This window comes from Streptomyces botrytidirepellens (assembly GCF_003721215.1).
GTDB lineage: Bacteria > Actinomycetota > Actinomycetes > Streptomycetales > Streptomycetaceae > Streptomyces > Streptomyces himastatinicus.
Genome location: NZ_RIBZ01000012.1, coordinates 20,278 through 41,563, shown reverse-complemented (window position 1 = coordinate 41,563; position 21,286 = coordinate 20,278). Strand labels below are relative to the sequence as shown.

Genomic DNA, 21,286 nt, shown 5'->3' with positions numbered 1-21,286 from the left:
GGCGACGCCCCGCCGCCCACCGGCGACCGGCCCCCCGAACCGCCGCCGGAGGACGACGGCGGGCACCGGCCCGAGCCCGCGCCCGAACCGGCCGTCTCGGCACCGCAGCCCGTGGAACTCGTCGCCGTACCCGAGGCACCGGAGGACCCGGCCGGGACGGAACCGGCGCTGGTCACCGACGTCATGGTGCCCGCGCCCCGGCCGACCGCCGCCGGACCGCTGGTCGCCGAGCGCGCCGTCTCCCGGGCGCTGCGCCCCCTCAAGCGCACCGCGCCCTCGCCGGTCGAGATGGAGGTCGACGAGGAGGCCACGGCCGAGCGCGCGGCGCGCGAGGGGTTGTGGGTGCCGGAGTGCGCGCCCGTCCAGGAGCGCTGGATGGACGCGGTCCTGGTGCTGGACTGCGGCAGCTCCATGGTGGTGTGGCGGCGTACGGCGGCGCGGCTGGTCACCGTGCTGGAGCGGACCGGTGCCTTCCGGGACGTCCGGGTGCACCGGATGAACACCGATCACCCGTTGCCCGCGGACCGCCACGACTCCCCGGTGGACGGCATGGCACCGCGCGGGAAGCGGGCGGTGCTGGTGCTCACCGACGGCATCGGCGCGGCCTGGGGCGACGAGAGCGCGCAGCGCGCGCTGGGGCGCTGGGCCCGGCGCGCGTCGGTCGCCGTGCTCCACGTACTGCGTCAGGGCCGCTGGCAGCACACGGGGATCGCGCCGGAGCGGGTCCGGGTGCGGGTCCCCGAGCCCGGCGCGCCCAACGGCGCCTGGCGGCGGGGCGACGGCGGCTCCTGGCCGGGCGGCGAACCACCGGTGCCGGTGCTGGAGCTGGACGCGCGCTGGCTGGGCAACTGGGCGCGGCTGGTGGGCCGTCCGTCGGACCGCGGCCACGACACGCTGGCGCTGCTGCCCGGGGCGGCGCCCGAGCCATGGGATCCGGAACCGGAACCCAGCGCCTGGGACCGGGTCTTCCGCTTCCGCTCCACCGCCTCGCCGAGCGCCTTCCGGCTGGCGGCTCGGCTGGCGGCGGCGCCGCTGAACATTCCCGTGATGGAGTTCGTCCAGGGGATCCACCAGCCGGAGGGCAGCCCCGGCGATCTGGCCGAAATCCTGCTGGGCGGGCTGTTACGCAAGGTCGGCACCGCCGATCCGCTGGACGAAACCGGAATCGGCTACGAATTCCACGACGGGGTACGGGAACTGCTGCTGTCCGCCGGATTACGGGACGAGTCGCTGTACACCCTGCGCAGCGTCCTGGACCGGCTGGGCCGCCGCTGGAAGCCGCTGCATCTGCTGCGCGATCTGCTCAACCATCCCTCGGGGCCGGTGCGGGATCTGCCCGACACCGAGCGCCTGATGCCGTACATACGCCTTCAGGAACAGGTTTACCAGGCGCTTTCCGGGCCTTATCTCGAAGGCGCGCGCTCCTTTCGCGCCCTTGTCCTCGCGCGCCAAGCGCTCCCCCGCACGGGCGAAAGCCGCCCGGATCCCTTTGAAGACGTACCCAACTGGGGAAATGTGGTCCCCGAGGTTGCCGTGACTGACTCCATGACTCCCCGAACCCGTCCCTCGTCCCAAGCCGACGATTCACCATCCCCGCCGGCGCACGGCACGCCGGGTACGGCGGGGGAGCATTCGAGAGGAACCTTCGTGTCCGTGACCGCTGCCCGGTCCCTGCCCGCCGTGGAGGAGCGCCGCGCCGGGGATCCCCCGTCCATCTGGGGCAATGTGCCGCCCCGGAACAACAACTTCACCGGACGGCGGGCGCTGCTCGACACGCTTCACGAGCGACTGCGCAGCGAGGGTACGGCCGCCGTGCTCCCCGAAACACTGCACGGTCTCGGCGGGGTCGGAAAGTCCCAGATCGCCCTGGAGTACGTCCATCAGCACGCCGCGGACTACGACGCGGTGTGGTGGATTCCGGCGGAGCACCCGGAGCAGATCCGCCAGGCGCTGGTGCAGCTCGCCGACCGGCTCGGGCTGAAGGCGGGCATGGAGGCGAACACGGCCGTGCCCAGTGTGCTCGACGCGCTGCGCACCGGGCGCCCCTGCCGCAACTGGCTGCTGGTCTTCGACAACGCGGAGGAGCTGGAGACGGTCCGGCCGTTCTTCCCCGCGGGCGGGCCCGGCCGGATCCTGGTGACCTCGCGGAACGCCCAGTGGTCGCGTGCCGCCCGTACCGTCGAGGTGGATGTCTTCGAGCGCGAGGAGAGCATCCAACTGCTGCTTCGGCGGGGGCCGGAGCTGCCGAACGAGCAGGCCGACCGGATCGCCGAGACCCTGGGCGACCTGCCGCTGGCGATCGAGCAGGCGGCGGCGTGGCTCAGCGAGACGGGGATGCCGGTCGACGAGTACCTCCAGGTCTTCGAGGACGAGCGGGCGGACGTGAGCACCCGCCGCAACGAGCTGCTGGCCGCCGGGGTCCCGGTCGACTATCCCGAACCGGTCGCCGCCGCCTGGAACATGTCGCTGCGCCGCCTCGCGGAGCACCATCCGGGCGCTCTGCAACTGCTCCAGATGTGCTCCTTCTTCGCTCCCGAGCCGATCTCCCGGCGGCTGTTCTCGGGCATCCGGGGTGTCTCCCTCTCCCCCGAACTGTCGGAGGTGCTCCAGGATCCGATCAAGCTCGGCCATGCGATCCGGGAAATCAACCGTTACGCCCTGATCAAAATCAATCACCGGAGCAACACCATCGAACTGCACCGGCTGGTGCAGGCGGTGCTGATCGGCCAGATGTCCCCGCAGCAGCAGGCCGATATGCGGCACAGCGCCCATGTGCTGCTCGCCTACGGCGACCCCAATGACGTCTCGCCCGCCAACTGGGGCCGCTACGCGGACCTGCTGTCGCACGTCCGGGCTTCCCGCGCGATGGACTGCGACGACAAGTGGGTGCGCCAGATGGTGCGGAACCTGGTCCGGTTCCTCCATGTCTGGGGCGACCACGAGGGCGCGCTCGAACTCGGCAGCCGGGTGCGGGAGAAGTGGCAGGACTCGCTCGGCGAGGACAACCCGGAGACGCTCGCCATCTCCCGCACGCTCGGCCATGTCCTCACCCTGCTCGGCCAGTTCGAGCAGGCCCGGGAGCTCAACAGCCGGACGCTCGAGCTGACGCGTGCCGGCAACGGCGACGACCACGAGAACACGCTGGTCACCATCGGGGCGGTCGCCAAAGATGCCCGCTACCAGGGTGATTACGCGCGCTCCGTGGAGCTGGAGGCGGACCGCTGGCGGAGGACCATCCGGCTGTTCGGCGACGAGGACCCGTACACCATCGCCGCCGCGAACGACTACGCCCTGGCGCTGCGCTCCGCCGGGGATTACGCACGCGCCCGCGAGGTGGACGAGAACGCCCACAACCTCGCCGAGGTCGTCCTGGGCGAGGACTCGCTGCTGACGATCCTGCTGGAGTCCAATCTCTCGATCGACGTCCGGGAGAGCGGCGACTACGTCGCCGCCCGCACCATGCTGGAGCAGACCTGCGCCCGGGTCCGCCGACTGCTTCCGCAGAACGCGCCGATCGGCGTCTACGCCTTGCGCAACCTCGCCGTGGCCCGCCGCAAGGCGGGCGACCACGAGGGGGCGCTGGAGGTCACCCGGGAGGTCCTGGAGCGGTACCGGCTGCGCTACAGCGAGCCCAATCTGCATATCTCGGCGACCTCGCTGAACCTGTCCATGGACCTGCGCCAGACCGCCGACCTCGACGGCGCCCGCGAGCTGGGCCGCACATGCCTGGACGACATGCGGTCCATCCTCGGGCCACGGCACCCGGTGGCGCTGAGCGCGGCCGTCGATCTGGCCGTCACCCTGCGGCTGCTGGGAGAGACCGAGGCGGCACTCGCGCTCAACAAGGAGACGCTGCCGGTGCTGGTCGAGCAGCTGGGGGCGGACCATCCGATCGCCCTGGCCTGCGCGATCAATCTGGCCAGCGACCACTACACGCTGGCCGACTACCAGGAGGCCCGGGAGCTGGACACCGAGACGCTCGCGGCCTGCCGGTCACGGCTGGGCGAGGACCACCCCACCACGCTCGCCTGCGCCGTCAATCTGTCCGGGGATCTGCGCGCGCTCGGTGAGGGCCGGTCCGCCGAGGAGCTGCACCACGACTCCCTCGCCCGGATGCGCGCCGTCCTGAGCCCGAATCACCCGGCCACGGTCGCGGCGGCCCGGGGCATCCGCGCGGACTGCGATGTGGAGGCGCTCGCCTTCTGACAGCTCGGGCCCCGGTCCTCAGAGGGCTGTCCCGATCCAGGTCGCCAGCGCGACCGGATCGGGCACCGCGCCGCCGGAGTTCCGCAGCGCGCGGTGGACGGCGAGGATGACCTCCGGAGCACGGAGCATCGCCGTCCTGGCCGCGCCGTCCGGCAGGGTGAGGGCGAGCCCCGCCCAGGCCGCGATGTCGTCCGGAGCCTGGGCCAGGCGGCCGCGGTAGCCGCGCAGCGCGGCCGGCCGGTCGCCCATGACCCAGGCGAGGTCAGCTCCGTCCGGGGCAGCTCCGTCCGGGGCGTCGTCGCCGTCCTGCCCGGCCCGCAGCCGCTGCGGTGCGGTAAACCGGAGCCTGGCGAGCGCCGCCCGAGGCACCGTCTCCGTCGCGGCGGGCTCGACCGAGGCGGGGGGCAGCTCCCGGGGAGGCGTACCGCGCGTCCGCCAGGCCCGCACCCACCGGGCGAGCCCCGCGGGTTCGGGACGCAGATGGCGCATGCGGTACACGAGCCGGTGGTCGACGACCAGTTCCGCTGCCAGCCGCCGGGGTACGGACGGGACCGGCTGCGCGAGCCAGCCCGCCAGCCGCTCCGCCACCTGGTCGAGGAAGCTCCTCCCCAGGGGCGTCAGCTCGGCGTGGGTGCGCAGCGTCGTCAGCCCGTGGGCGGTCTGCTCCCGCCGCAGGGCGAACTCGAACGCGGCGGTGTCCCGGGCGGGCCCGGCCTCGGCCCGGTGCAGGCGGTCGTGCCAGAACCCGGTCATGCCCAGGAACGCGTACACCCCCTGGAGCAGTCCCCGCAGCGGCCTCGGATCCAGCCGCCACGGCGCGTGGTGGACCTCCTCCAGTCCCCCTTCGATCAGGGGCACCAGATCCATCAGGGCGCCGAGCTTGATGTGCTGGGCCTCGTGCACCAGCGCGGCGGCCAGGTCCGGCTCGTCCACGGGACCGTTCATCAGGACACAGCCGTATGCCTCCGGGGACGAGGCGCTGAACGGTTCGGGATGGGCCGCGTACGGTACGGGAACCACGGAGGCGACGCAGGCGGCGACCCCCGAGGGGTCCACGTTGCGCTGCTCCGCGACCAGCCGCCATGCACCCCCGAAACGTTCCTGCCAGCGTTTCCACTGGTCATCGGTGAGCCGGTCCGGCGGTCTGCTGCGGAAGAAGTCGCGATAGGGATCGATGTCGTCGAGATGGGGCGCGCAGACATAGCCCTGGTGATCCCCATGGAGCCGTCTGAGCCCGTGCCATCCAGGGGCGTCCCCGGCGAAGCCGGACGCGGGCAGCGGCACCGTATGCGGCCCGGCCACCACCGCCGCCCCCTCCGCCGTGCGCACGACCTCGGCGACCGTGGCGTGGTCCGGTACGAGGGCGAATCCCAGCGCGGGAAGCATCACCCCGCCGTCACGCACCACGACCGCGATACGGAAGTCGATGCCCGCGAGGAGGGCGGCCGAGGCCGCCACCGCGTACAGATAGCCGGTCTCGCTCCACAGCGGCGCGTCCGTGGGTTCCTGGCCGCGCAGCTGACGCAGGCACCGGCTGAGCCACACCCCCGTCTGCGGATGCAGCAACAGCCGCTCCACGGCGGCCGGGGAGCGACGCTCGGCGCGTATCAGCAGCCGCCACGCCTCCCCGGCGGGCGGCAGCGGACCGGGAAGGGCAGGATGCGTGGCGGCCACCTCGACCAGCGCCCGCAACAGCAGCATCGCGCGGCTGCGCTGACCGGATCTCAGCTCGGCGACCGATGACGCACTTCCCGAACCAGCGGCCAGCTCGGTGAAGCACAGCGCCGATAAATGATGGCGGGAGTCCGTCAACTCACGCAACTCTGCTGCGTCGCATCGGAGGAGCTGGCAGACGTCGCCGGGTTTCGGACGGCGCAGATCAGTCGCAGCGCCACCGCGGTCGTCCCTTCATCCCGGTCGAGGTCTTCCAGCGTCGCTCCCGAAAGGTCCAGCAGCTCCGTCTCGACCTCGGTCGCGACTCGCTCCATGTCACCGTCCTCCTCCGGACGTTCCACACCGACTCACGTGAGGCATCCCCATGGTGACCTACCCCTATTGATTGCGAAAGGGTGAACACAGCCAGCAGACACCTGGCTTGTCAAGATTTTCGGACACACCGGCCTGCCCCGGAGGATGGCCGGTATGCCACTGTCAGGTGCCCGTTCCGGAGTGGACCGACTCGACCTCGAACACGCCGCCGCAGACGCGGAAGGAGCGCGCCGGGACGGTCATGGAGGTGTAGGAGTCCGGCGGATAGGCCCGGATGCGGGTCGGTGTGCGTCGGCACGGCTTGTCCGTGGTGCCCTCGTTGAGGGTGTGCAGCATCGCGGAGGCGCTGGCGCCCGGCGGCAGGGAGACCGTGGAGCGCGCCGCGCCGCGCCGGGTGGCGGGGTCGCCGATCACGGAGCCCGCGGAGTCCAGCAGCGAGACCCCGGGGAAACCGGTGAGCGTGCAGGTGCCGGTGGACTTGTTGGTGAGCACCAGCGGCATATACACATTGCCCGCTCCCACGTCCTTGCGCCCGAGGGAGAGGCGCAGCTGCTCGGTGGAGCAGACGCGCCGGGCGCCGGGCCGCGACGCGGTGGTGTGCGCCGCCGTGGCGGCGGAGGAGATGGACGCCGACGCGGAGTGTGTGACGGGGTACGTCGCGGAGCGCGAGGACGCGGGGTGCGATGCGGGCGGCACCGTGCGCCCGGTGTGCGCCGCCGACCGGGTGACCGACGAGGCGGCCGCGTCACCGCCGTCCGACGCACCGGACGTGCCGGGCGGCGCGGACTGGTCCCCGGTGTCGGCACCGCAGGCCGTCACCAGGGCCAGCGCGCCGACGAGCAGCGCGCATAAGCGCCATCGCCGGGACCTCCGGGGCCTGGGCGTCGTGGTGTCGTTCCGTTGCGCCATAGCGACCTCCCGGGGTCGTGTCCGCTCTCTTTTGGCTCCCCCTTCCCCGCATGGACGCCCTTATGTCTCCGGGAACATTGATCGCATACCCCGGCAATTCCTCATGCGGAAATCCCCCGTCCCCGGTGACCCGGGAGCCACCGGGGCCGCCGGTCACATCACCAGGTGTGCCTTGCTGTGGGTGACTTCCTCGATGTCGCCGCCTGCCTTGCCGATCAGCCGGTGGGCCAGGTTGCTCAGTGCCCTCGCCGCCGCGATCTCCTCGCCGACCCGCGGCTGTGCCGGGTCCTCGGGGTTGCGGTTCGCGCGGCCCTGGGCGAGCATCTCGGTGCCGTCGTGCATCCGCAGCCGGACGACCGCTTCGGTCAGCGGCCCGATCTCACGGAATTCCATCTGGATGTCGCATCCCACGATCGTCTCCATCACGATCACCTCCTGCGTTACCTTCCAGGATGCGCCTCCCCCCGCTGTCCGGTCGACCTGGTCAGCAGGTCCATCACCTCGGCGTCGCCGGTCTGGGAGAAGTCCTCGTACCACTCGCCGACCGCGGAGAAGTCCGGGGGCGCGGACAGGCACACCACCTCGTCCGCGTCCTCGCGCAGCGAGGCGACCGCGTCGGGCGGCGCCACCGGGACGGCCAGCACGGAGCGGGCCGCTCCCTGGGCCCGGGCGACCCGGCAGGCGGCCCGGGCCGTGGCGCCGGTCGCGATGCCGTCGTCCACGATGATCGCCGTACGGCCCTCCACCGGGATCCGCGGCCGGTCGCCGCGGAAGCGCCGCGCCTGGCGGGTCAGCTCGGCCTGCTCGGTCCGCTCCACCTCGGCGATCTCCTCCTCGTCCGCCCGGCTCATCCGGACGATCGCCTCGTGGACGACCCGGACCCCGCCTTCGCCGATGGCGCCGAAGCCCAGTTCCCGGTGGAAGGGGACACCGAGCTTGCGGACGATGATCACGTCCAGTGGCGCGTTCAGCGCCCGGGCCACCTCGAAGGCCACCGGCACCCCGCCCCGCGGCAGCCCCAGCACCACGGGCTTCTCCTCGGCCAGCGGCATCAGCCGCTCGGCGAGACGCCGTCCGGCGTCCACCCGGTCAGTGAAGATCATCGCTCACCCCCGGCACGGTTCCTCTCCTTCGAATCAAGCCGACATTTCTCCGGTCCGCAAACCGGCCGCAAACCGGCGGCGGCTCCGGCACCCTGGAGGTATGGAGCACGCCACAAACCGGGACGATTCCGGTTACCCCGTCTACGTCGAATCATTCGACTCCGACAGCCGTTACCGGCGGGTGCGGCTTCGGGGGGTGGGGTGCGAACCCCTCGAAAAGGAGGAGTTCGTGCCGCGCGTCCGGCAGGTCTTCCCCGGCATCGACCTCGACGACCCGGATCAGGTCCACTGGGCCGACCGGCCCGGGCAGTGGCCGCGGTGGCATCCGGGCGAGGCATGAGCGCTCATGGGCGTCCTGGTCGGCACCTCGGGGTGGCAGTACAAGGACTGGCGCGGCGTCCTCTACCCCGCCGACTGCCCGCAGCGGCTGTGGCTGGAGGAGTACGCCAGGGGCTTCACCACGGTCGAGAGCAATAACGCGTTCTACCGGCTTCCCGATCACGATCAGTTCGCCGTCTGGCGGGACCGCACGCCCAGCGGGTTCGTGATGGCGCTCAAGGCCAGCCGCTATCTCACCCACATCAAGCGGCTGCGCGACCCGAAGGAGCCGGTGGCGCGGCTGATGTCCCACGCGGAAGGGCTCGGCGACCGGCTGGGTCCGGTCCTGCTCCAGCTCCCGCCGACGCTGCGGGCCGACCCCGGGCTGCTGGACACTTGTCTGGCCTGCTTCCCGGCCGGTACCCGGGTGGCGGTCGAGCCGCGCCATGATTCCTGGTGGACCGGGGAGGTCCGGGCGCTGCTGGAGGACCACGGCGCCGCGCTGTGCTGGGCGGACGTGGGCTCGCGCCCGGCCGCCCCGCTGTGGCGGACCGCCGGGTGGGGGTACGTACGGTTCCACGGCGGCCGGGCCGAGCCCGCGCCGCGCTACGGCCGCCAGGCGCTCGCCACGTGGGCGCGCCGGGTGCATGACACCTGGCCGGGCGAGGCCGACGTCTACGCGTACTTCAACAACGACACGGGCGGGGCGGCGGTCCACGACGCCGTCGTCTTCGCCCGTGCCGTCGCCCGGCTGGGCCGCACGGTCAGCCGTACGCCCGCGCTCTGAGCGGCCCGCCCTCCGGCGCGGCTGTTCCTTGATCTCCGACGCTGCTACTCCTTGACCGCGCCGCCCAGCATGCCCTCGATGAAGCGGCGCTGGAGTGCCACGTAGACGATCACCACCGGCAGCGCGATCAGCACCGACGCCGCCGCGAGCAGCGCCGCGTCCGAGCTGTGCTGCCCCTGGAAGAAGGCGAGGCCGAGGGGGACGGTGCGGTGGGCCTCGTCGCTGACCATCACCAGCGCCATCAGGAACTCGTTCCACGTCCACATGAAGGTGATGACGACCATCGTGGAGATCGCCGGACGGCCCATCGGGACCAGCACCCGCCACAGCGTGGTCCAGCTGTTCGCCCCGTCGATCCGGGCCGCCTCGATCACCGCCCGGGCACTGCCCCGGAAGTACGTCCGCATCCAGAACACGCCGAACGCCAGCGACTGGGCGGTCTGCGGAAGGATCAACGCCCAGTAGGTGTCGGTGAGTCCGGCGTACCGCAGGTCGAAGTAGAGCGGGACCACCAGGGCCTCCTGCGGCAGGGTCAGCCCGATCACGAAGAGGTAGAACAGCGCGGTGGAGCCGGGGAAGCGCATCACCCCGAAGGCGTACGCGGCGAGCACGGCCAGCACGGTGGTGGCCGCGACCACGACCGTGGTGACCAGGACCGAGTTGCCGAGGTAGGTGCCGAAGTGGCCGCGGCTCCAGGCGTCGGCGAAGTTGCCCCAGTGCAGCCCGCCGCGCGGCAGCGAGAACCCGGTGTCCAGGGAGCCCTGCGAGCCGAACGCGGTGGAGAGGATGCCGACGACGGGGATGAGCGAGAGGACGGCGAACAGGGTGAGGAGGGCGTAGGTGACGCCGCGTTCCAGGCGTGTGGTCATGCCCGCCGCCCTTCCACGAGCCGGGAGACCGTGACGGTCAGGGCGAAGATCAGGACCGTGAGGGCCACGCCGACGGCGGCGGCCGAGCCGACCTGGTTGGTCTCGAAGGCCCGGTGGTACACCTCGTAGGCGGGTACGGAGGTGGCGTTCCCGGGGCCGCCGCTGGTCGTGACGTAGATCAGGTCGAAGTTGCGCAGGCCCGCGACGATGGTCAGGGTCAGCGCCACCGCGATGTGCGGCCTCAAGGCCGGGAGGGTCACGGCGAGGAACTCCCGGACCGGCCCGGCGCCGTCGATCCGCGCCGCCTCGTACAGCTCGCGCGGGATGCGCTGGACCCCGGCGAGGAAGAGGACCATGCACAGCCCGGTGCCCACCCACGTGCCGATGACCCCGACGGCGGGCAGCGCCCAGGTGTAGTCGCCGAGCCAGGGGCGGGCGAGGGAGCCGAGGCCGACCGCGCGCAGGGTGTCGTTGAGCAGTCCGTCGGGGGCGAGGATGGACCGCCAGGCCACGGCGACCACGATGAGCGCCAGGACCTGCGGCAGGAAGAGGACGGTGCGGAAGAAGGTCATGCCGTGGATCCGGACCCGGGACATCGCGGCCGCCAGCAGCAGCCCGATGGCCACCGGCAGGGCCGCGTAGAACACGAGCAGCAGCAGGGCGTGGGCGAACGGGGCGCGCAGCGCGGGGTCGCCGAACAGGTCGCGGTAGTTGTCGAACCCGGCCGGGGTGGCGACGGTCAGCCCGTCCCAGTGGACGAACGACAGCCACACCGACTGCCCGAAGGGGTAGAGCAGGAACACCGCGTACACGAGCAGCGCGGGCAGGACGTAGAGATAGCCGACGGCACGCGGCTCACCGGGCGCCCGGCGGCGGTACGCCCTGATCAGGGCGGCGGGCCTCATCGCGACTCCGCCGCGGCGTGGCGCTGCCGCTGTTTGTCCAGGAAGGCGCCGTAGTCCCGTTGCAGGGTGGCGGCCAGCTTGTCCGGGGAGGTCTTGCCGCTGACGACGCCCTGGAGGGCGGCCGAGAGGGTGTCGTAGAAGGTGGGGGTGGCGTAGTCGAGGTACGGAACGAGGCCGTCGGCGGCGCTGAGCCGCTTCCAGCCGTCGACCATCTGACCGTCCACGGTGTCCGGGGCGACCCGGGCCGCGGCCGGGCCGGGGACGGCGGGCAGCACTCCGTGCCGGGTCATGACGTCCGAGGCGTGGGCGCTGGTGATGAAGTCGAGGTAGGCGGCGGCCACTTCGGGGTGGCGGGAGCGGGAGGTGATGGACCACGCGAGGCCCTGGCCGCCGGTGGTGACGGGGGCGCCGCCGGGCTTCGCGGGCGGCGGGGGCATGAGGCCGAGCTTGTCGCCCATCGTCTTCTTGAGGTCGGCCAGCAGCCAGGTGCCGGTCATCAGGTACGCGCCGTCGCCGGAGGCGAACTTCTTGGCCGCGTCGTCGTATCCGAGGCCGTTGGCGCCCTTCGACAGATAGCCGCGCTTCATCCAGTCGGTGAGGGTCGCGGCGGCGTCCTTGGTGGCCGCGGTGTCGAAGCCGGAACCGCGGCCGAGGACGGTGTCCCGGGTCGCGGCGGCCGCGTACTGGTCCTGGAGCACCCCGAAGGTGTGGATCGCCGGGTACTTGTCGAGGTTGCCGAACTGGACGGGCAGTTCGCCGCGCTCCTCGAGGCGGGCGAGCCCGGCGGTGAACTCGCCCCAGGTCTCGGGTGGTTCCAGGCCCGCCTTCCGCAGCAGGTCCTTGTTGTAGTAGAGGCCGACGAACTCGCCGGTCTGGGAGATGCCGTAGAGCCGTCCGCGGCCGAAGTCGGTGCCGTCGGTGGAGACCCGGTTGAGGTTGAGGAGCGTGTTCGGGTAGCGGGTGTTCCAGTCGTAGATCCCGGCGTAGTTGTCGAGCGGGGCGAGCAGCCCGGCCCGGACGAAGGAGACCATGTCCGGGTAGCCCTGGTTGGCCTGGATGACGTCGGGCGGGTTGTTGCCGGACACGGCGAGCTTGAGCGTGGTCTTGAGGTCGGTGAAGCTCCGCGCCACCCGCTTGATCCGCACATTGGGGTACTTCCGCTCGAACTCCCGGTTCAGCTGGGTGATTTCGCCGTTCGTGCCACCGCGGATCTCCTGGTCCCACACGGTCAGCGTGGTCTTTCCGGCCGCTTTCGGGTCGGGTACGGCGGTGGACACGCCGGTCCCGGATCCGGCGGCCCCCGAGCCGTCGGTGCCGGGCACACAGCCCGCGGCGAGCAGGGTGGCGCCGAGGGCGAGGACGGCCGGTAAGGCGCGGCGGGGACATCCCATGCGGTTCTCCGTTTCTGCGGGCGTCAGGCCTCTTCTGGGGCCGTCAGCCCTTACGACGGGCGTCAGGCCCCGCGGGCGTCGGCGGCCCGGAAGCCGATGGTGGGCAGGGCCCGCAGCCGCGGCCAGTCGCGCGCCCCGGCCGGGATCAGGCCGTCCAGGAAGCGGTGGCGCGCCACCAGCTCGCGGTCCCCGGAGCGGGCCGTACGGTCCCACCACGCGGCCACCTCGGCCCAGCCGGGCGCGGCGAGCGCGCCGCCGAAGTGCTGGACGGAGAGGGCGGCGGTGAGGTTGGCGAAGGCGAGCCGGTCGGCGAGCGGCCAGCCCGCGAGCGTTCCGGTCATGAAACCGGCGACGAACACGTCGCCCGCCCCGGTGGGGTCGAGCGCCTCCACGGCGAGGCCCGGCACCTCGGCGCTCTCCCCGGTGTGGGAGTCGATGCCGATGGCACCCTCGGCGCCCCGGGTGACCACCGCGATCGGCACCAGCTCGGCCAGGGCGCGCACCGCCCGTTCGGGCGTGTCGGTGCGGGTGTAGCGCTGTGCCTCGGTGGCGTTGGGCAGGAAGGCATGGGTGTACGGCAGGTCGGGGAGGGTGGCCAGGTCCCAGCGGCCGGACTCGTCCCAGCCCACATCGGCGAAGATCTTGGCTCCCTGGGCGTGGGCCTGGCGCACCCAGTCCTCCTGGCGGCCCGGCTCGTAGGCGGTCACACAGGCCCGGGAGCGGGGCGGCGCGGGCCGGGTGGCGGGCGGCGGGGCGGGGTGCTCGTGCGTGACCATGGTGCGTTCGCCCTCGTACGCCATGGACACGGTGACCGGTGAGTGCCAGCCGGGGACGCGCCGGGAGTGGGTGAGGTCGACGCCCTCGTGGTGCGCCAGGCTCTCCCAGCAGTAGTCGCCGTAGACGTCGGCGCCGAAGGCCGCGGCGAGGGTGGTGTGCAGGCCGAGCCGGGCGAGGGCGGTGGCCATGTTGGCGATGCCGCCGGGGCTGGAGCCCATGCCGCGGGCCCAGGACTCCGTGCCGCGCACCGGGGCGTGGTCGAGGCCGGTGAAGATGATGTCCAGGAAGACGGTGCCGGTGAGGTAGACGTCGTGTTCGGGTTCGGCGGGGGTGCGCAGCGCGGCGAGCGGGTCGATCGGCTGTATCGGACCGGGGGCTGCGGACGTGGGGCTCACCGGCGCGCCTCTCCTCGTTCGTCATGACGTCGGATGAGCGACACCATGCACCTCGGAGGGGCGTTGTGCAAGAGGTCGGTCATAGTCGCGCAGAGTCGCTCAGGTGGAGTACGTTGCCCCCATGCTGCGAGAGACCCGCCACGCGAAGCTGCTGAGCATCCTCGGCGAGGAGGGCGTGCTGCCGATCGGGGAGATCGCCAAGCGCCTGGAGATCAGCGAGGCCACGGCCCGCCGGGACCTCGCCGAGCTGGGCCGGGCCGGTCGGCTGACGCGGGTCTACGGCGGCGCGGTGGCGGCCCCCACCCCGGACGAGGAGCGGCCGTTCGGCGAGGTGGCAGTGGATGAGCCGGAGGAGAAGGCGGACGTGGCCCGGCGCGCGGCGGAGCTGGTCGCGGACGGCGATGTGCTGCTGCTGGACATCGGCACCACCACGCTCCACCTCGCCCGGCTGCTGCGGGGCCGTCCGGTCACGATCGTGACCAGCAATCTGGCGATCTACGACGAGCTGCGCGACGACCCCGAGGTGACGCTGATCCTGCTCGGCGGGCAGGTGCGCGCCAACTACCGTTCCGTGGTCGGCTTCCTCACCGAGTCCAACATCCGCCAGCTGCGGGTGGGGCGGCTCTTCCTCGGCGCGAGCGGGGTGCTGTCCGACGGCAGCGTGCTGGACAGCACGCATGTGGAGGTGCCCGTCAAGCGGGCCATGCTCGCCTCGGCCCGGCAGGTGGTGCTGCTGGTCACCGCGGGCAAGTTCCCGGGGGACACCGGGCTGGCCCGGATCTGCGGGCCCCGGGAGATCGACACCCTGATCACCAACAAGACGTCCGATCCCGCGACGCTCGATGTGTTCCGTGAGGCCGATGTGGAGGTAGTGACCGTATGAGGCTGACCGTGCTGGGTGGCGGCGGTTTCCGTATGCCGCTGGTGTACCGGGCCCTGCTGGAGGACACCGGGGACGACGCCGGGCGCTGCACCGAGCTGGTGCTGTACGACACCGACCGGCACCGGCTGGACGCGATCGGCGCGGTCCTGGCCGAGCAGGCGAAGGACCGCCCCGCGGGTCTGCCCGCCGCGCCCTCGGTGCGGGCCACCACCGACCTGGACGACGCGCTGCGCGGCACCGACTTCGTGTTCTCGGCGATCCGGGTCGGCGGTCTGGAGGGCCGCGCGAGCGATGAGCGGATCCCGCTCGGCGAGGGCGTCCTCGGGCAGGAGACGGTCGGCGCGGGCGGGGTGCTGTACGGGCTGCGCACCCTGCCGGTGGCGACGCGGATCGCCGAGCGGATCGCCGCCGTGGCCCCGGACGCCTGGGTCATCAACTTCACCAACCCCGCGGGCATGGTCACCGAGGCCATGCGGCGGGTGCTGGGCGACCGGGTGATCGGCATCTGTGACTCGCCGGTCGGGCTGTGCCGGCGGGCGGCGCGGGCGCTGGGCGCTGACCCGGACCGGGCGGTCTACGACTACGTGGGCCTCAACCACCTCGGCTGGCTGCGGCGCGTGGTGGTGGACGGCCGGGACCGGATGCCGGAGCTGCTGGCCGACGCCGGGGCGCTGGAGTCCTTCGAGGAGGGCAAGCTGTTCGGGGCGGAGTGGCTCCGGACCCTGGGCGCGCTGCCCAACGAATACCTGCACTACTACTACTTCAACCGCGAGGCGGTGGCCGCCATCCGGCAGGCCACGGCCACCCGGGGGGAGTTCCTGCGGGAGCAGCAGGCCCGCTTCTACGAGACGGCCCGCACCGCCGACGGCGGGGCGCTCGCGGCCTGGGAGCGGACCCGGCTGGAGCGCGAGACCACGTACCTGGCCGCGAGCCGGGAGGCCAGCGGCGGCTGGGAGCGCGACTCGTGCGATCTGGACGGCGGCGGCTACGACCGGATCGCGCTGGCCATCATGCGGGCCATCGCCCGCGACGAACGCACCACGCTGATCCTCAACGTCGGCAACCGCACGGCCGTCCCCGGACTGGACGAGGACGCGGTGGTGGAGGTGCCCTGCCTCGTGGACGCGGGCGGGGCGCGCCCCATGGCCACCGGTGCGGTGGCCCCGGACCAGCTCGGACTGATGCTGTCGCTGAAGGCGGTCGAACGCGCGACGATCGAGGCGACTGAGGCGTCCGGGGCTGTCGGGGCGTCCGGGACCGGTGGCGGCGCTGCCCGGAGCGCGGCCCTGCGCGCCCTCGCGCTGCATCCGCTGGTTGACTCGGTCAACGTGGCGGGCCGCATCCTCGACACTGCGGGCTACCGGCGGTAGCACATGTCCGAACGGGCTTTCCCCAGACCTTGATCACGCCCGAACGGGCTGCTTTTCGGCCAGCTTTTCGGAAGCGGGCACGATGCGGGCATGCCCCGCACCATCCCGGGCGTCCGCGATCCTCGCAGCGCTTCCACTGACCGATGCTGACCTGCTGAGATAACGTTCGTGAAACGGGCACATCCGGTCATGATCCGTCCCGTGCCAAGCCTGGCCACTCCGGTTGCGTGCTTGTAAAACTTCTCGCCAAGCCCGAAGAAGAAGCAGGTGATGCGGTGTGGACGCGGAGGAACGCCGTCGGGAGATCCTCGACATGGCGCGGCGTGCCGGGGTCGTCGACGTCGGCAAGCTCGCCGCGGACCTCGGGGTGTCCAAGGAGACGGTGCGCCGCGATCTGCGGGTACTGGAGGAACACGGTCTGGTCCGGCGCACCCACGGCGGCGCGTACCCCGTGGAGAGCGCCGGTTTCGAGACCACCCTCGCCTTCCGCACCACCATGCACGTCCCGGAGAAGTCGCGGATCGCGACCGCGGCCGCCGAGCTGCTGGGCGACGCCGAGACGGTCTACATCGACGAGGGCTTCACCCCGCAGCTGATCGCCGAGGCGCTGCCCCGGGACCGGCCGCTCACCGTGATCACCGCGTCCCTCGCGACCGCGAGCGGGCTCGCCGGGCGTGAGAACACCACGGTGCTGCTGCTGGGCGGCCGGGTTCGCGGCGGCACGATGGCCACCGTCGACCACTGGGCGACCCACATGCTCTCCGGCTTCGTCATCGACCTGGCGTTCATCGGCGCCAACGGCATCTCCCGGCAGTACGGGCTCACCACCCCCGACCCGGCGGTCAGCGAGGTCAAGGCGCAGGTGGTGCGGGTGTCCCGGCGCAAGGTGTTCTCCGGGGTGCACACCAAGTTCGGGGCCGTCAGCTTCTGCCGGTTCGCGGACGTGTCCGACTTCGAAACGATCGTGACCGACACCGGGCTCCCCGTGACCGAAGCCCACCGATATTCGCTGCTGGGCCCGCAGATCCTNCCGGGCTCCCCGTGACCGAAGCCCACCGATATTCGCTGCTGGGCCCGCAGATCCTCCGGGTCTGACCCCCACCCGCCCCTTCCCTCCCTCCCCCACACACGTCCCCCTCCCTTCCCCACGTCCCTCCGATTGGACCCGTTATGCCAGTCCTGACACTTCGTGCTGCCCGGATACCGGTCGTGGCCCTGACCGCGGGCGCGCTCCTCGCGGGGTGCGCCGGTATGGGCGGCGGCAGCTCCGGTGGCAACACCATCAACGTGCTGATGGTGAACAACCCGCAGATGATGGAATTGCAGAAGCTGACCGCGAAGCATTTCACCAAGGAGACGGGCATCAAGGTCAAGTTCACGGTGCTGCCGGAGAACGATGTCCGCGACAAGATCAGTCAGGACTTCTCCAATCAGGCCGGGCAGTACGACGTCGCCACCATCAGTAATTTCGAGGTGCCGTTCTACGCCGAGAACAGCTGGCTGATGCCGCTGGACGAGCATGTCGCCAAGGACAAGGCATTCGACCAGAAGGACATTCTTCCGCCGATGCGCCAGTCACTGACCGCCGGTGACGGACAGCTGTACGCGGAGCCCTTCTACGGCGAGTCGTCGTTTCTGATGTACCGCAAGGACGTCTTCGCCGAGAAGAATCTGAAGATGCCCAAGCGGCCCACCTGGAATCAGGTGGCGGACCTCGCGGCCAAGGCCGACGGCGCCCGCAAGGGGATGAAGGGCATCTGTCTGCGCGGGCTGCCCGGCTGGGGCGAGCTGATGGCGCCGCTCACCACGGTCGTCAACACCTTCGGCGGCACCTGGTTCACCAAGGACTGGAAGGCGCAGCTGACCTCGCCCGAGTTCGTCAAGGCGACCAAGTTCTATGTCGACTTGGTGCGCAAGCACGGCGAGGCCGGTGCCTCCCAGTCCGGCTTCGCCGAGTGCCTCAACAACCTCACCCAGGGCAAGAGCGCCATGTGGTACGACGCCACGTCGGCAGCCGGTTCGCTGGAGGCCGCCAAGTCGCCCGTCAAGGGCAAGATCGGCTACGTCCAGGCGCCGGTGGAGAAGACCGACAGCTCGGGCTGGCTCTACACCTGGGCCTGGGGCATCCAGAAGGCCTCGCGCAACTCCGACAAGGCGTGGAAGTTCATCTCCTGGGCCTCCAGCAAGGAGTACGAGAAACTGGTCGGCAAGACCTTCGGCTGGTCCAACGTGCCCGCGGGCAAGCGGGCCTCCACCTACGCCAACGAGGACTACCGCACGTCCGCGGGCGCGTTCTCCGAGGTCACCCGAAAGGCCATCACCAGCGCCAAGCCGCGCGATCCCGGCGTACAGGAACGGCCGACCATCGGCATCCAGTTCGTCGACATCCCCGAATTCGCCGATCTCGGCACCAAGGTCGCCCAGGAGATCAGCGCCGCCATCGCCGGGAAGCAGTCCGTCGAGCAGGCATTGAAGACATCGCAGAAGCTGGCCGAGAAGGTGGGCGAGGAGTACCGAGATGAGTAATCCGACAACCGCGGTCCCCGTCCGCGGCGAGCGCCCGCCGGCCGTGGCCGCCGCCTCCCGGAACGCCTCCCGGCCGCCGAGGAACCGGGCACGGGAATGGGCCACCCGGGCACCGCTGATGCCCGCCCTGATCTTCCTGATCGTGGTCACCCAGCTGCCGTTCGTGGCGACGCTGGTGATCTCCCTCTTCGACTGGAACTCGTTCCGCCCCGACAACCGTGAATTCGCGGGGCTGGAGAACTACACGACGGTCGCGAGCGACCCGGCGCTGCGCGAGTCGATCCTCACCACCGTGCTGCTGACCGCCACCGTGGTCATCATCAGCGTGGTGCTGGGGCTGGCGCTGGCGCTGCTGCTGGACCGCAAGTTCCGCGGCCGGGGGCTCGTCCGTACGATGCTCATCGCGCCGTTCCTGCTGGTGCCGGTGGCCTCGGCGCTGCTGTGGAAGCATGCGCTGTACAACCCCGAGTACGGGCTGTTCAACGGCGTCCTCACCTGGCTGGGCGGACCCCAGCCGGAATGGCTCAGCGACATGCCGCTGATGGCCGTGGAGGCGTCGCTGATCTGGCAGTGGACACCGTTCATGATGCTCATCCTGCTGGCCGGGCTCCAGAGCCGGCCGCTGGACATGATCGAGGCGGCCCGGCTGGACGGCGCGGGCAACTGGCAGATCTTCCGCTTTCTGACGCTGCCCCATCTGCGGCGCTATCTGGAGCTGGGCACCCTGCTCGGGTCGATCTACATCGTGCAGAACTTCGACGCGGTGTTCACCCTCACCCGTGGCGGCCTCGACACCGCCAACCTCCCCTACACCATCTACGAAACCTTCTACAACGCCCACGAGTACGGGCTGGCATCGGCAGCGGGTGTGCTGGTCGTGATCGGCACGATCATCATCGCCACCTTCGCGCTGCGCGTGGTGTCGTCCCTCTTCCGTGAGGAGGCGTCCCGCGCATGACCACCCTGACCGCCCCCGCCACCATCACCGCTGTTCCGCCGTCCGCCCGCCGGGCCAAGCGCCGCGGTGCCGCGCTCGGCCTGCTGGCCTGGTTCATCGGCATCCTGTTCGTCCTGCCGGTGCTGTGGATGCTGCTCACCTCCTTCCACTCCGAGAGCGACGCCGCCACCAACCCGCCCTCCCTGGCCGCCCCGTTGACCCTCGACGGCTACAAGGCGTTCTTCGGTGTGGACGGCGGGGCCAGCCCCTGGCCCGCGCTGCTCAACTCGATGGGCACGTCCCTGTTCTCCACCCTCTTCGTGCTGGTGCTGGCGCTCCCGGCCGCGTACGCGCTGTCGATCCGGCGGGTGCGCAAGTGGACCGACGTGATGTTCTTCTTCCTGTCCACCAAGATGCTGCCGGTGGTGGCCGGGCTGCTGCCGGTGTACCTGTTCGCGAAGGACATCGGCTTCCTGGACAACGTCTGGCTGCTCGTCATCCTCTACACGTCGATGAACCTGCCGATCGCCGTGTGGATGATGCAGTCCTTCCTCGCCGACATCCCCGTGTCCATCATCGAGGCCGCCCAGATGGACGGGGCGCGGCTGACGACCATCCTGTGGCGGGTCGTCGCCCCGATCGCCGGTCCCGGCATCGCCGCCACCTCGCTGATCTGCTTCATCTTCAGCTGGAACGAAATGCTGTTCGCGCAGGTGCTCACCGGCGTGGTCGCCCAGACCGCACCGGCCTTCCTGACCGGCTTCGTCACCAGCCAGGGGCTGTTCCTGGCCCAGGTGTGCGCCGCGTCGATCGTCATCTCCCTGCCGGTGCTCGCCGCGGGGTTCGCCGCCCAGGACAAACTCGTCCAGGGCCTGTCGCTAGGAGCAGTCAAATGAGGGCCGCCGTCATCGAAGCACCCGGCAAGGTCACCGTCGCCACGGTCGCGGACCCGGCCCCGGGGCCCCGCGAGGTCGTCGTCGACGTGGCGGCCTGCGGGCTGTGCGGAACCGATCTGCACATCCTCCAGGGCGAGTTCGCGCCCACCCTGCCGATCGTGCCCGGCCATGAGTTCGCCGGAGAGGTCGTGGGCGTCGGCAAGGACGTCACCGAGGTGGCGGTCGGCGACCGGGTCGCGGTCGACCCCTCCCTGCACTGCCACGAATGCCGCTACTGCCGCATCGGCCGGGGCAACCTGTGCGACAACTGGAACGCCATCGGGGTCAGCGTCCCCGGCGGTGCCGCCGAGTTCGCCGTCGCGCCGGTGGCCAACTGCGTCAAGCTCCCCGAGCACGTGGACGTGGGCGACGCGGCCCTGATCGAGCCGCTGTCCTGCGCGGTGCGCGGCTACGACGTCCTCAGCGGCAACCTGGGCGCCGAAGTACTCATCTACGGCTCCGGCACCATGGGGCTGATGATGCTGGAGCTGGCCAAGCGGACCGGCGCCACCAGCGTCGACGTCCTCGACGTCAACCCCGAGCGGCTGTCCACCGCCACCACCCTCGGCTGCTCCCGGGCCGCGGGCTCGGCCGACGAGCTCGACCAGCCGCGCGGCTGGGACGTGGTCATCGACGCCACCGGCAACCAGGCCGCCATCCAGGACGGTCTTGGCCGGGTCGCCAAGGCGGGCACGTTCCTGCAGTTCGGGGTCTCCGACTACGCGACCCGGGCCACCATCGAGCCGTACAAGATCTACAACCAGGAGATCACCATCACCGGCTCCATGGCGGTCCTGCACAGCTACGAGCGCGCCGCCGGGCTCTTCGCCTCCGGTGTCCTCGACCCGAAGATCTTCATCAGCCACCGGATGCCGCTCGCCGAATACCCCGAGGCGCTGGAGCAGTTCCGGTCCGGCCAGGGCCGCAAGATCGTGGTCGAGCCGTAACCGTGTGTGGTTGACGGCCCAGGTCCCCCCGCAGCAGGC

At 71.3% G+C, this 21,286-nt stretch carries 18 protein-coding genes and 1 pseudogene; 10 read left to right on the top strand and 9 right to left on the bottom strand.

The features are described 5' to 3' along the window. Positions 1 to 4,206 (top strand): FxSxx-COOH system tetratricopeptide repeat protein (gene fxsT / locus EEJ42_RS00445; RefSeq protein WP_123098046.1); only part of this gene is annotated, 4,206 nt, incomplete at its 5' end. 18 nt (positions 4,207 to 4,224) lie between these two features. Here fxsT and EEJ42_RS00440 read toward each other — a convergent pair. The 5 genes and pseudogenes from EEJ42_RS00440 to EEJ42_RS00420 form a co-directional block, all read right to left on the bottom strand. Then, a complete protein-coding gene (locus tag EEJ42_RS00440; protein WP_123098045.1) occupies positions 4,225 to 6,027 on the bottom strand; it encodes an HEXXH motif domain-containing protein in 1,803 nt (600 codons plus the stop codon). After that, positions 6,015 to 6,194, bottom strand: a complete 180-nt coding sequence (locus EEJ42_RS00435; RefSeq protein WP_123098044.1) for a hypothetical protein — start codon at positions 6,192 to 6,194, stop codon at positions 6,015 to 6,017. The genes EEJ42_RS00440 and EEJ42_RS00435 overlap by 13 nt, the downstream gene beginning before the upstream one ends. A 163-nt stretch (positions 6,195 to 6,357) precedes the next feature. Beyond that, entirely contained in the window at positions 6,358 to 7,104 is a 747-nt protein-coding gene (locus EEJ42_RS00430) for a DUF4232 domain-containing protein (protein WP_123098043.1), read from the bottom strand. 153 nt (positions 7,105 to 7,257) lie between these two features. Beyond that, the gene (locus tag EEJ42_RS00425) at positions 7,258 to 7,527 is read right to left on the bottom strand and encodes a DUF1876 domain-containing protein (RefSeq protein WP_123098052.1); all 270 of its coding nucleotides are present in this window, start codon (positions 7,525 to 7,527) and stop codon (positions 7,258 to 7,260) included. 38 nt (positions 7,528 to 7,565) lie between these two features. Beyond that, positions 7,566 to 8,207, bottom strand: a pseudogene (locus EEJ42_RS00420) (phosphoribosyltransferase); the annotation flags it as partial. A 100-nt stretch (positions 8,208 to 8,307) separates the two neighbouring features. Between EEJ42_RS00420 and EEJ42_RS00415 the strand changes: the two are divergent. Both EEJ42_RS00415 and EEJ42_RS00410 read left to right on the top strand, forming a co-directional pair. Further along, a complete protein-coding gene (locus EEJ42_RS00415; RefSeq protein WP_123098041.1) occupies positions 8,308 to 8,547 on the top strand; it encodes a hypothetical protein in 240 nt (79 codons plus the stop codon). Between the two features lie 6 nt (positions 8,548 to 8,553). Next, positions 8,554 to 9,312, top strand: coding sequence for a DUF72 domain-containing protein (locus EEJ42_RS00410; protein WP_123098040.1), 759 nt, complete (start codon positions 8,554 to 8,556; stop codon positions 9,310 to 9,312). 44 nt (positions 9,313 to 9,356) lie between these two features. On the opposite strand, the gene EEJ42_RS00405 is transcribed toward EEJ42_RS00410, so the two are convergent. The 4 genes from EEJ42_RS00405 to EEJ42_RS00390 form a co-directional block, all read right to left on the bottom strand. Continuing rightward, positions 9,357 to 10,181: a carbohydrate ABC transporter permease gene (locus EEJ42_RS00405; RefSeq protein WP_123098039.1), complete on the bottom strand. Its 825-nt coding sequence runs from the start codon at positions 10,179 to 10,181 to the stop codon at positions 9,357 to 9,359. Further along, positions 10,178 to 11,086 (bottom strand): carbohydrate ABC transporter permease, encoded by a 909-nt coding sequence (locus tag EEJ42_RS00400; RefSeq protein ID WP_123098038.1) that lies wholly within the window; start codon positions 11,084 to 11,086, stop codon positions 10,178 to 10,180. Before EEJ42_RS00400 ends, EEJ42_RS00405 begins: the two co-directional genes overlap by 4 nt. After that, on the bottom strand, positions 11,083 to 12,477 hold the full coding sequence (locus EEJ42_RS00395; protein ID WP_123098037.1) for an extracellular solute-binding protein: 1,395 nt from the start codon (positions 12,475 to 12,477) through the stop codon (positions 11,083 to 11,085). The genes EEJ42_RS00400 and EEJ42_RS00395 overlap by 4 nt, the downstream gene beginning before the upstream one ends. Positions 12,478 to 12,539: 62 nt before the next feature. Further along, positions 12,540 to 13,649, bottom strand: coding sequence for a carbohydrate kinase family protein (locus EEJ42_RS00390; protein ID WP_123098036.1), 1,110 nt, complete (start codon positions 13,647 to 13,649; stop codon positions 12,540 to 12,542). A gap of 121 nt (positions 13,650 to 13,770) precedes the next feature. Between EEJ42_RS00390 and EEJ42_RS00385 the strand changes: the two genes are divergently transcribed. The 7 genes from EEJ42_RS00385 (at position 13,771) to EEJ42_RS00355 (ending at position 21,247) form a co-directional block, all read left to right on the top strand. Continuing rightward, positions 13,771 to 14,532, top strand: coding sequence for a DeoR/GlpR family DNA-binding transcription regulator (locus tag EEJ42_RS00385; RefSeq protein WP_123098035.1), 762 nt, complete (start codon positions 13,771 to 13,773; stop codon positions 14,530 to 14,532). Further along, on the top strand, positions 14,529 to 15,902 hold the full coding sequence (locus EEJ42_RS00380; RefSeq protein WP_123098034.1) for a 6-phospho-beta-glucosidase: 1,374 nt from the start codon (positions 14,529 to 14,531) through the stop codon (positions 15,900 to 15,902). The genes EEJ42_RS00385 and EEJ42_RS00380 overlap by 4 nt, the downstream gene beginning before the upstream one ends. Positions 15,903 to 16,179: 277 nt before the next feature. Further along, complete coding sequence (locus EEJ42_RS00375; protein WP_123098033.1) at positions 16,180 to 16,947, top strand: DeoR/GlpR family DNA-binding transcription regulator; 768 nt, start codon at positions 16,180 to 16,182, stop codon at positions 16,945 to 16,947. Between the two features lie 125 nt (positions 16,948 to 17,072). Beyond that, a complete protein-coding gene (locus tag EEJ42_RS00370) occupies positions 17,073 to 18,428 on the top strand; it encodes an ABC transporter substrate-binding protein (protein WP_123098032.1) in 1,356 nt (451 codons plus the stop codon). After that, positions 18,421 to 19,386 (top strand): carbohydrate ABC transporter permease, encoded by a 966-nt coding sequence (locus EEJ42_RS00365; protein WP_184502863.1) that lies wholly within the window; start codon positions 18,421 to 18,423, stop codon positions 19,384 to 19,386. Before EEJ42_RS00370 ends, EEJ42_RS00365 begins: the two co-directional genes overlap by 8 nt. Then, on the top strand, positions 19,383 to 20,261 hold the full coding sequence (locus EEJ42_RS00360) for a carbohydrate ABC transporter permease (protein WP_123098031.1): 879 nt from the start codon (positions 19,383 to 19,385) through the stop codon (positions 20,259 to 20,261). The genes EEJ42_RS00365 and EEJ42_RS00360 overlap by 4 nt, the downstream gene beginning before the upstream one ends. Continuing rightward, positions 20,258 to 21,247: a zinc-dependent alcohol dehydrogenase family protein gene (locus tag EEJ42_RS00355; RefSeq protein WP_123098030.1), complete on the top strand. Its 990-nt coding sequence runs from the start codon at positions 20,258 to 20,260 to the stop codon at positions 21,245 to 21,247. The genes EEJ42_RS00360 and EEJ42_RS00355 overlap by 4 nt, the downstream gene beginning before the upstream one ends. Positions 21,248 to 21,286: the final 39 nt, after the last annotated feature.

Coding starts and splice junctions, on each gene's coding strand:
- EEJ42_RS00380 (WP_123098034.1), top strand. CDS start 14,529: ATGAGGCTGACCGTGCTGGGTGGCGGCGGTTTCCGTATGCCGCTGGTG.
- EEJ42_RS00360 (WP_123098031.1), top strand. CDS start 19,383: ATGACCACCCTGACCGCCCCCGCCACCATCACCGCTGTTCCGCCGTCC.
- EEJ42_RS00405 (WP_123098039.1), bottom strand. CDS start 10,181: ATGACCACACGCCTGGAACGCGGCGTCACCTACGCCCTCCTCACCCTG.
- EEJ42_RS00410 (WP_123098040.1), top strand. CDS start 8,554: ATGGGCGTCCTGGTCGGCACCTCGGGGTGGCAGTACAAGGACTGGCGC.
- EEJ42_RS00425 (WP_123098052.1), bottom strand. CDS start 7,527: ATGGAGACGATCGTGGGATGCGACATCCAGATGGAATTCCGTGAGATC.
- EEJ42_RS00395 (WP_123098037.1), bottom strand. CDS start 12,477: ATGGGATGTCCCCGCCGCGCCTTACCGGCCGTCCTCGCCCTCGGCGCC.
- EEJ42_RS00365 (WP_184502863.1), top strand. CDS start 18,421: ATGAGTAATCCGACAACCGCGGTCCCCGTCCGCGGCGAGCGCCCGCCG.
- EEJ42_RS00370 (WP_123098032.1), top strand. CDS start 17,073: ATGCCAGTCCTGACACTTCGTGCTGCCCGGATACCGGTCGTGGCCCTG.
- EEJ42_RS00430 (WP_123098043.1), bottom strand. CDS start 7,104: ATGGCGCAACGGAACGACACCACGACGCCCAGGCCCCGGAGGTCCCGG.
- EEJ42_RS00435 (WP_123098044.1), bottom strand. CDS start 6,194: ATGGAGCGAGTCGCGACCGAGGTCGAGACGGAGCTGCTGGACCTTTCG.
- EEJ42_RS00385 (WP_123098035.1), top strand. CDS start 13,771: ATGCTGCGAGAGACCCGCCACGCGAAGCTGCTGAGCATCCTCGGCGAG.
- EEJ42_RS00415 (WP_123098041.1), top strand. CDS start 8,308: ATGGAGCACGCCACAAACCGGGACGATTCCGGTTACCCCGTCTACGTC.
- EEJ42_RS00355 (WP_123098030.1), top strand. CDS start 20,258: ATGAGGGCCGCCGTCATCGAAGCACCCGGCAAGGTCACCGTCGCCACG.
- EEJ42_RS00400 (WP_123098038.1), bottom strand. CDS start 11,086: ATGAGGCCCGCCGCCCTGATCAGGGCGTACCGCCGCCGGGCGCCCGGT.